Annotated in this window: 11 protein-coding genes and 1 other annotated feature; all 11 genes read right to left on the reverse strand. The window is 39.1% G+C overall.

All coding sequences use genetic code 11. The annotated features are described in order from the left end of the window. Positions 1 to 147: 147 nt before the first annotated feature. On the reverse strand, positions 148 to 747 hold the full coding sequence (locus A4245_RS19115) for a TVP38/TMEM64 family protein (protein WP_067730898.1): 600 nt from the start codon (positions 745 to 747) through the stop codon (positions 148 to 150). 89 nt (positions 748 to 836) lie between these two features. Continuing rightward, a complete protein-coding gene (locus tag A4245_RS19120) occupies positions 837 to 1115 on the reverse strand; it encodes a DUF1294 domain-containing protein (protein WP_067730900.1) in 279 nt (92 codons plus the stop codon). A gap of 266 nt (positions 1116 to 1381) precedes the next feature. Continuing rightward, the gene (rplT, locus tag A4245_RS19125; RefSeq protein ID WP_067730902.1) at positions 1382 to 1738 is read right to left on the reverse strand and encodes a 50S ribosomal protein L20; all 357 of its coding nucleotides are present in this window, start codon (positions 1736 to 1738) and stop codon (positions 1382 to 1384) included. 66 nt (positions 1739 to 1804) lie between these two features. Then, the gene (gene rpmI / locus A4245_RS19130) at positions 1805 to 1999 is read right to left on the reverse strand and encodes a 50S ribosomal protein L35 (protein ID WP_067730904.1); all 195 of its coding nucleotides are present in this window, start codon (positions 1997 to 1999) and stop codon (positions 1805 to 1807) included. Between the two features lie 42 nt (positions 2000 to 2041). Further along, entirely contained in the window at positions 2042 to 2548 is a 507-nt protein-coding gene (gene infC, locus A4245_RS19135; protein WP_067730906.1) for a translation initiation factor IF-3, read from the reverse strand. Positions 2549 to 2616: 68 nt separating this feature from the next. Beyond that, positions 2617 to 2745, reverse strand: a sequence feature (ribosomal protein L20 leader region). A 192-nt stretch (positions 2746 to 2937) separates the two neighbouring features. Beyond that, positions 2938 to 4881: a threonine--tRNA ligase gene (gene thrS / locus A4245_RS19140; protein WP_067730908.1), complete on the reverse strand. Its 1944-nt coding sequence runs from the start codon at positions 4879 to 4881 to the stop codon at positions 2938 to 2940. 366 nt (positions 4882 to 5247) lie between these two features. After that, on the reverse strand, positions 5248 to 6096 hold the full coding sequence (gene ytxC / locus A4245_RS19145; RefSeq protein WP_234402449.1) for a putative sporulation protein YtxC: 849 nt from the start codon (positions 6094 to 6096) through the stop codon (positions 5248 to 5250). A 271-nt stretch (positions 6097 to 6367) separates the two neighbouring features. Further along, positions 6368 to 7294, reverse strand: coding sequence for a primosomal protein DnaI (gene dnaI / locus A4245_RS19150; protein WP_067730912.1), 927 nt, complete (start codon positions 7292 to 7294; stop codon positions 6368 to 6370). 27 nt (positions 7295 to 7321) lie between these two features. After that, entirely contained in the window at positions 7322 to 8653 is a 1332-nt protein-coding gene (locus tag A4245_RS19155; RefSeq protein WP_067730914.1) for a replication initiation and membrane attachment family protein, read from the reverse strand. Between the two features lie 31 nt (positions 8654 to 8684). Then, the gene (gene nrdR / locus A4245_RS19160; protein ID WP_067730916.1) at positions 8685 to 9152 is read right to left on the reverse strand and encodes a transcriptional regulator NrdR; all 468 of its coding nucleotides are present in this window, start codon (positions 9150 to 9152) and stop codon (positions 8685 to 8687) included. Between the two features lie 30 nt (positions 9153 to 9182). Continuing rightward, positions 9183 to 9575 carry a cytosolic protein gene (locus tag A4245_RS19165; RefSeq protein ID WP_067730918.1) on the reverse strand — a complete coding sequence of 131 codons (393 nt, stop codon included), beginning with the start codon at positions 9573 to 9575 and terminating at the stop codon, positions 9183 to 9185. Positions 9576 to 9896 lie beyond the last annotated feature (321 nt).

Consider the following 9896-nt stretch of genomic DNA (forward strand, 5'->3'; position numbering starts at 1 on the left):
AAGTGTATACGGGCTGCGGTTGCCGAAGTAACTTACTTCCATTACCAGGTTAGAGACTCAACATTGATGTTACGTCGCATTTTATATACACTCCGATGATTATAAAAGCACCAAAACTTACGAAAAGAGCCAAATTAAAACACTCATCTATATTTTTACAGATGAGTGTTTTTGTGTATCAGTCAACGGAAAGAAGTCCTGCCATTTAATAATGATTTCTTTCCTTCTTAAGATATAAATAAACGGTAATAAGACGATTAAAAAAGCGAAGATATAATAGGAAGTTAAATTGGAAAGCCATCCGCCGATGGAGGTATAAATGATAGCCAAAGGAATATTTGATAATAAAGATGATTTCGTATACGCTTTAAAGCCGGAAGAAGTTTCAATCAAACAAAGGGATAATAAATGAAAATGAATAAATGGCACCAGTCTCAGTAATGTTACCTGTGAAGTGGTCAATTCTGAATGCTTCCCCATCAATTTCTGTTTAACATAAATGAGCCGATTGAGTGATTTAGGCATCCACCCGATCATCATATAAAATAGTATACTTGATAATGTTATTCCAATAATGGAATAAACAGTACCTGCCACCGGTCCGAACAAAATGCCTCCTGAAATGCAAATAAATACTACCGGGAGGAATAATAATGGTCTCAACAGATGTAAAAATATAAAAAAAATCGGTGAAAATGCTCCTCCTATTTGAATGACAGTCATTAGATAGTTGCCGATTAATTCCATAATCCACCTCCTTCATCTTTAGATGCAGCAGTTTTCCCGAGTGGCAGAATTATGTCTTTCGGTACATGTATATGACATGAGACGAGCCTTTATGACATAAACAATAAAACATAGATCAGCGAAGCAATGTTGACGATCATTAATAGCGGCATTCCAATTAGAAAGGAACGGTGCTTTGTCTTATGCCGAAACGTATTCATACCTATGTAGGTCCCAATAGAACTCCCCAGAACAGCAAGCGCCCAAAACGTGCGTTCAGGTATACGGTATTTCTGTTTAATCGCTTTTTGTTTATCTATATACATCAGTGCAAAACCTACTATGTTTACTCCGATAAAATACAGCATAATAGAACTTAAATCTTCCATGGGTACTCTCCTTTTTCACACTGTTTGATTTATTTGAAAGGCGTTTGTTTATCAGATTCTGTTTGACACAGTATCTGCAAAATTAAGGCATAGAATGATCGGTAGATTTCTGACCCGTAACACTTCAGCATCCGCAGCCGTGGACCTTAAGTGTTTGCAGGAGCTGCCATCGATGTCGCAGATCTTATCTACTTCACCATTTCATACAAAACTTTGAAAAAGGACCAAATCCAATTCAATAATAGGATTTGGTCCTTCGTTTTTAATTATTTAAGTGCTTCTTTAGCTTGCCCAACTAATTGAGTGAATGCTTTTTCGTCGTTAATTGCAAGTTCTGACAGCATTTTACGGTTGATGTCGATACCTGCAAGTTTAAGACCATGCATTAATTTGCTGTAAGAAATATCGTTTAAACGTGCAGCAGCATTAATACGAGCGATCCATAGTTTACGGAAATCACGTTTTTTCTGTCTGCGGTCACGATAAGCGTATTGACCTGATTTCATTACTTGCTGTTTTGCTACTTTAAATAACGTTCTTTTAGAACCATAATAACCTTTTGCTAATTTAAGGACGCGTTTACGACGTCTGCGTGTTACTGTTCCACCTTTTACACGTGGCATAATAATTCCCTCCTAGTACAATTCAATACAATTGTATATCCGAATAATTCGTTAAATTTTTATTGCTTATTTAGGCAGCATTGCTTTGATGCGTTTGTAATCTCCAGAAGATACCACTGCACCTTTACGCAATTTGCGTTTCTGTTTTTGAGATTTGTTTGCAAACATGTGGCTTGTATATGCATGAGATCTTTTTAGTTTTCCAGATCCAGTTCTTTTAAAGCGTTTTGCAGAACCACTATGAGTTTTCATTTTAGGCATAATAATTTCCTCCTTGTACTGATCATTCATCGAGTAAATAATTTATTGCTTTTCGTTAACTGGAGCGACCATCATAAACATGTTACGGCCTTCCATTTTCGGTTTTGTTTCAATCGTCGCAATATCTTTAACTTCATCAGCAAAGCGATCCAATACTTCACGGCCAAGTTCTTTGTGTGTAATGGCACGTCCACGGAAACGAACCGCAGCTTTTACTTTATCACCTTTTTCAAGGAATTTACGGGCATTCTTTAATTTTGTTTCAAAATCATGATCGCCAATCCCTGGTGTAAAGCGCACTTCTTTTACATTGATAATCTTTTGTTTTTTACGAGCTTCTTTTTCTTTCTTTTGCTGTTCAAATCGGAATTTTCCGTAGTCCATGATGCGACACACTGGTGGTTTTGCGTTTGGAGCAACCATTACTAAATCCAGGTTGCGGGTTGTTGCGATTTCCAATGCTTCCTGACGTGTTTTCACTCCAAGCTGATCACCATTTGAATCGATAAGTCGTACTTCTCTAGCACGAATTTTCTCATTGACATTCATATCCTTGCTAATAGCCAGCCACCTCCAAATTTTTTGTTACTGATCTATCATTGACAAGCAAATTTTTTTAAATTAAAAAAGTGTCGGTACATTCATGCACCCACACGTCTCCAATAACTTATAAAAAAGAGTTTGGAACCAGTTAACTGCCATTAAGGCGTCAATCAGGTGAGAAGCGGGTGCTTCTACTTGTCTCAGATCATTTAATTTTTCAACTTTATAAGCATAACATCACTCCACTCGGATGTCAACTAAGGTCTTTCACATTCTTTTAAATAAGTATATCATATAAACTCTTCTATTGCAGGAATTATTTTTTTAGATTGACTTTAATGTAATATACGAAAAAGAAGCTCTCAACAATCGTTGAAAGCCTCTTGAACAAACTTTTAATTTTTTAGCTTTTTCTCTGCAATCTCTTCCTTGATGAAGCTTAGGAATTTGTCAAAGGAAAGTGTCTCTGTTTTCTGCTCTCCATAACGGCGGTAATTGACCGCACTTTCTTCAATTTCCTTATCACCCAGTACGAGTGCAAATGGAATTTTTTGTGTCTGTGCTTCACGAATCTTGTAGCCAATTTTCTCGTCCCGTTCATCAAGCTCAACGCGAACACCCTCAAGACGCAGTTCTTCTTCCACTTTTTTGGCATAGTCCAGATGAACCTGTGGTGACACCGGGATTACTTTTACCTGAACAGGTGCAAGCCAGGTTGGGAATGCCCCTTTATATTCCTCAATCAGGAATGCAACAAAGCGTTCCATTGTGGAAACTACTCCACGGTGGATGACGACTGGGCGATGTTCTTTACCATCCTCACCGATATAAGTCAAATCGAAACGTTCCGGTAAGTGGAAGTCCAATTGAACAGTTGATAAGGTTTCATCTTTACCTAATGCTGTTTTCACCTGGATATCCAGTTTCGGTCCATAGAATGCAGCTTCACCGATTGCTTCGACATACTCCAGGTTCATATCATCCATTGTTTCTTTCAATGTTGCTTGTGCTTTTTCCCACATTTCATCGTTATCGATGTATTTCTCTTTATCTTCCGGATCCCGATAGGAAAGACGGAAATAGTAATCGTCAATGCCAAAATCTTTATACACTCGTTGTACTAATTCAACCACACGGACAAATTCATCTTTCAATTGGTCTGGGCGGGCAAAAATATGAGCATCATTCAACGTCATACCGCGTACCCGCTGCAATCCCGCAAGTGCACCACTCATTTCATGACGATGCATCGTACCAAGTTCAGCAATACGGACAGGTAATTGTCGATAACTCCATAAATTATTTTTATATACCATCATATGGTGCGGACAGTTCATCGGACGAAGGATCAATGTTTCATTATCCATTTCCATTGGCGGGAAGATGTCATCTTGATAATGATCCCAGTGCCCACTTGTTTCATATAATTTTTTGCTGCCTAGTACTGGTGTATAAACATGGTCATAGCCCAGTCGTTCTTCCAGGTCAACAATATAGCGTTCTATATTACGTCTTACTGTTGCCCCTTTTGGAAGCCATAAAGGAAGGCCCTGACCTACTTGCTGGGATACTGTGAATAAGTCCAGTTCTTTACCCAGCTTGCGATGGTCACGCTCTTTGCGCTCCTCCAGGATACGGAGATGTTCATCAAGCTGTGCCTGCTTTTCAAAAGCAGTGCCATAAATACGCTGCAGCTGTTTGTTATTGCTGTCACCGCGCCAGTAAGCACCAGAGATGCTCAACAGCTTAAAGGCCTTGATCTTGCTAGTGGAAGGAACGTGGATACCACGGCAAAGGTCAAAGAATTCGCCCTGCTCATAAATGGTTACCTGCTCATCCTCAGGTATTGCCTCGATTAGCTCTAGCTTGAGGTTATCTCCAATAGCCTGGAACCGCTCTATAGCTTCCCCGCGGGATACTTCTATTCGTCTGATTTCGAGATTTTCATCCACAATGCGTTTCATTTCCTTCTCAATCTTGGGAAGGTCCTCTGGAGTCAGAGATTCCTCCATATCGATGTCATAATAGAACCCTTCTTCGATTACAGGACCGACCCCGAATTTAACATCTTTATACAGACGTTTAATTGCCTGGGCAAGCAGGTGGGCAGTTGAATGGCGAACCGCTTCAAGTCCTTCCTCATTCTTGTACGTAATGATTTCGATCTTCCCGCCATGATTCAATTCCCGTTTCAGGTCAACCAGCTCGCCATCGAGTTTTATAGCCAATGCCTGTTTTCGTAATCCAGGAGAAATGGATGCGGCAATATCTTCTCCTGTTGTCCCTGAAGGAAATCCTTTCTCGGCTCCATCGGGAAATACAATTTTAATTTCTGACATGTTACATTCTCCTTCCATTTCATGACAAAATAAAAACGCCCACCCCTCTGCACTGCTGCAAAGGGACGAGCGTTGGATACATCGTGGTTCCACCCTGATTCCCGTAAAAGATCTTACGGCTTCATTAATCTTTAACGCAGACGGTACGCTGCCAATTACTGTGAGTTCACCGGCAGAGTTCAAAGGCGGTAATTATTTATATGCATACAGGAAGCTTTCAGCCACTGACTTCCCTCTCTAATCTATGCGGATCAATAAATAATCATATCCTCATCATAACTTTTGTTTTAAAAGATTGTCGATTGACGTTTAACAAGTATTTAATGAGTATTATAGACCTACACAAAAGGAAAATCAAGCTTAATCTTAATCATTCTTCAAATAATAAGGAAAAGGAAAATTACTGATTGGTTCAAAATCGACTTTTTCCTGAAAAACGTTAATTACCGTTAACGTTTTTGGCTCGGAAGGATCATCTCCATATATCCTCAATTTTTCCGGCGCCATCGCTATAAGCGGAGCTAAATTAAACTCATTGTCATGAAGACCGACGATATATAATGGCTCTTTCTTCATCAATACCCGTAAATCGATGTTTGTCATTCGTTTACCATTATCCGTGAAAAATGTAAATGTATTCCCCTGCAATATGTGAATGACTGGGAAACCTGGCTCTTTTTTAATGACATACGCACGAAGCATATCCACAAATGCCTGATGATCCTCTTCCCTTTTAAATTCGTCAATTGCCAGTCCAACAATGGTAATCAGCTGGTCCTTAAAAGGTTTCAGACGGAAATTGACAATGGAATCAAAATGAAATTCAAAGCTCTCTTTTAAGTTGACTACGAATAATGATTTCAAAAATGCACGTTGGTCTTTATTTTTTCTTAACCGCTTGCTCTCCTCTTCCTTGCCAGTAATGATCCAATAGGTCAAATCGAGAATCCGTCCAATCTCCTCATTATCAGTATAGTAATAATAATCTTTTATAATGCGCTTGACCATTGCTCCTAAGCGATGAGTCATAAAAACATCTGTCATCGTACCTGCAACTATACTGAGCAGCTCATTCTTCGGAAGCTTCTCCTCCAACCTCAAACGATTCCCCTGTTTTCCATCCGATTTCCAGTTCATTTCAATCTGCCTGTGATTTCTTAGTAAATGCTCACAAAAACTGATTGCTTCTTTATCCGAATCAAAAAATACCTCCACCAATTATCACCCTCATCCACGACCAAACTGTTACATTATATGGACAAACTGATCAAAAAATGATTAAACTTCTTAATCTAGCAAGTATTTTAATTGATAGTCTGGTTGGGCAATCGTTGCTTGCTTTTTAAAACGTATTCATATATTTTTTCAATCTAGTATATTGCTGCCGGGCAGAGGGTGTCGATAGATAGACAGAAAAAAACCTGAGAATAGATATTCTCAGGTTTAGGATACTTGGAAGGGATAAATTCCTATAACATGAACGGAACTACAGTCTCCGGTTATGTCCTTCAATCTTAACTTCTTTACTCACTTGTTTGATTCGTTCGATAATCCTTCCAGCCTTTACCGTCTCTACTCCACTCTTTGTCGCAGCAAGCTGCATCTCCAGCTGATCGAGGTCATAATTGGATGTAAAGAAAACCGGAAGACGTTCCATCATTCGATATTGCAGCACAGAACCCAAAATTTCATCGCGGAACCATGCAGACTGAAGTTCAGCACCGATATCATCAAGCATCAGTACATCAGCCTTTTTGAAAAGATCTATTTTATCATTGAAGGAATCATCCTTGAAGGAAGATTTAATTTCACGAACAAATTCAGGCATATAAATCAATGTCGATGATATGTTGAATTTTTTCAGTTCATTTGCAAGTGCACCCAATAAATATGTTTTACCTACACCAAATTGACCGTAAAAATATAGTCCTTTTCTTGGGAGCTCTGTTTTTGCCTGGTCAAGGAAATCAAGAAGTTCAGCAATTGCTTGAATTCTCGTCTCATCATTTGCGATATCTGACAGGCTTGCCTGCAGTATTTCCTTGGGCATGTACAGACTTTGAAATAATTTTTGCTGTTCCTGTTCCTTTTCATGCATGATTCTGCTGTGGCATTTTTCATAGGTTAACCGTATCTCATTGGATTCCACTTGCAGGATCGGAGAATAACCGGGAAGCATGTTTTTACACGCTCTAAATGAGCCGCACTGATTACATTGCTTTGACTGGGTCTTGTATTCATAAAGCTTAATCAGGCTCTTGTTTATTTCTGATTGTGTAAGCTGTGGATGCAGGGAAATAAATTCTTTAATTTCTGGATCATCCAACACTTCCTGTCTAATTTTCGTGTAATTTTCCTTAAAATTTTCATTTGTTTGCATCCATGATTTCAATGCGGACTGTATAGGTTTCAATTTTGATCATCCTTACGCATGACTAGTTTAGTTGCCATTGGAATATTGTCTTAGTCTTGCTGCAATCTTTTCCTGCTCTTTTGTCACATTACTATTTTTTACAGCAGGCTGGTTCGGCTGCTTATGTTTTCTTTCTTTGAACCAATCCGGAACAACTTCTTTGGAAACCTGCTTTCGATTGTTGTAGGTGGATTTTCTTTTCATATCTTTTTGGAAGCGTTCCTGCTCTTTTTTCGCAAAGACCATAGCTTCCTTCGCAGTATTTATGTTGGCTCGCGACCAGTGGCTTGCAATCTTTTCCAAATAGGCTTTTGACAGTTTCATGTTCGACTGCAAAAGTACATAGTGAATAAGAACATTCATGACTGGGGCTGGTAACCCCTGTGTTGTCATCACTTCACGAATAGCTTTCATATCCTGCTCAGATGCATGACCACCGCTTGACAGGTCTTCCAATAACTGTTTCGGTGATATGGTTTCCAATTCCTGAATAAGCATTCCCTCTTTGGTAGACGGGGCTTCTGCCGTTTTTTTCTTGACAGTCTGTACGTTTTCGGTGAGGCGAATCGTTTTGTTGCTGTTCTTTGCTTTAAACAGGTCATGACAGGCCACCTTAAATTCCTCTGTATCCAGCTCATTCTCATCGGTCAGGGCCCATAAGACAGACTTATCGATTTCATGTGTCTCCAAGTCATAGAGTACCATCATTTGATATATTAATCTCCGGTTGTCCGAAGTTAATACTTTCCCTGCAGGAATCATTCTCTGTTTCAGCATCTGCTCCATCCAAGAGAAATCCAATTGCACTTCATCCGAGGATGACTTCTCTTGCGGGATATCTTTTAACGCTTCTGCAGATGGTGTAAAGGTTTGAAAGACATCATTGAAAGAAGCTGTTATGTTCTCAGCCGAGTCTGTCACAGCTGTCCTTAAATGATGACTTTTCAGAAGGTTAAATTTCTGTTGTCCAATATGGTGGAACAGCAGCTGGGAAAGCATTGCATCTTTGAAAAACTTATCAGGGGCAAACGGACTCTGTAATTCATATGTATATAAATCCCTTGAGTCCCCACTCTGTTTATATGTTTTCAATAGTCCGATACCTTCCAGCTTCAATCTGGACTGGTAGATTTCGTCCAGCGGAAGATTTAAGTAGTTCATCAGTGTATGATGTGTCTGGGGCGTTAAGTCTTCCTGAAGTTCTATATCATGCAAAAGGGTCTGGTAAAGAGAGACAGCTTCAATGCCTATCATAGGCTGGTATAAATGTGTTAGTGATTTAGCGTAATCCACCGGCAAATATTCTTTTAACGTGATCCTATAACCATCTACCGGTAAAATTTGTCCAATATAATTCATGTTTATCACACCCTTTTGTACGAAATAGAAATTACTTATTGTTTTTATCAGAATTGATGATATCCTTCAGTTCATCCAAGAAAACAGTAATATCTTTAAACTGACGATATACAGAGGCAAACCTGACATATGAAACCTCGTCCACTTTGGATAATCTTTCCATGACCAATTCACCGATATCATTGCTGGAAACTTCGGATGATCCCTGATTACGTAATTCTCTTTCCACATCAAGTGCAAGGGATTCGATTGTTTCAAGCGCCACCGGTCTTTTTTCACAAGCTCTGATCAATCCCCTTTTGAGCTTTTCTCTGGAAAATTCCTGTCTTACGCCATCCTTTTTGACTACAATCAATGGGACTTCTTCCATCCGCTCGAAAGTGGTAAAGCGAAAACCGCATTTTTCACATTCCCTGCGTCGTCGGATGGAATGCCCTTCTTCTATCGGACGGGAATCGAGCACCTTTGTATTTTTATTATGGCAATTGGAACATCGCATTTTTGCTCAACTCCATTCTAACTTCATATTTTACATATTTTTTTCTTCGATTAATGGCAATTCTTTATTTACTTGGGTATATAAACGGTTGATTAACTTCGCGCTGTATCCGAAATCAAAAGGCAGAATCGATTCGGTGGACACAGAAAAATCTATAGCTGTACGATAGGGCTGAACCATAATTACAGTGGCAACCACAAAAGCCTTCTTCCCATTCTTGCTGACTGCACTAATTTCTCCATGTTCTGCTGAAACAGAGTTAATATCGAATTCCTTATTGTTTCCGAAAAAATTCTCGAGCATCGTCAATGCCTTATCTTTGCTAGTTTTATAATAATGCGTTTTTAGAGAGCGATCCCAATGCTTTTCTCCCGTTTCCGCATGATTGCTGAAATATTTTTTCAACTTTTCCCCAAACGACATCTTTCGCACCCCAGCCAAATATTATTTTTCATACCAATATATTAACTTCTATTTTAACACGTTTCGAGTAAATCCTCTAGCTGGTATTAGTAAAAGCTCACAGGCCAGACAAATTGCAACGCCAGGTAACATCAGCCGGCAAGCCGATTTCCCAATATTTTTGTGACATATAAACAAGCATATAATTTCCAGTATCTGTTAATCTAGTTAAAAACGAAGGCTCTTGCAGTCTTTATTATTATCGGAATTGATATAAAATGCGACGTAATTTCTATATTGGGTCTCTAACCTGGTAATGGAAGCATGTGACTTCGGCAACCG

The sequence above is a fragment of the Oceanobacillus damuensis genome (genome assembly GCF_001618145.1).
Taxonomy (GTDB): Bacteria; Bacillota; Bacilli; order Bacillales; family Amphibacillaceae; genus Oceanobacillus; species Oceanobacillus damuensis.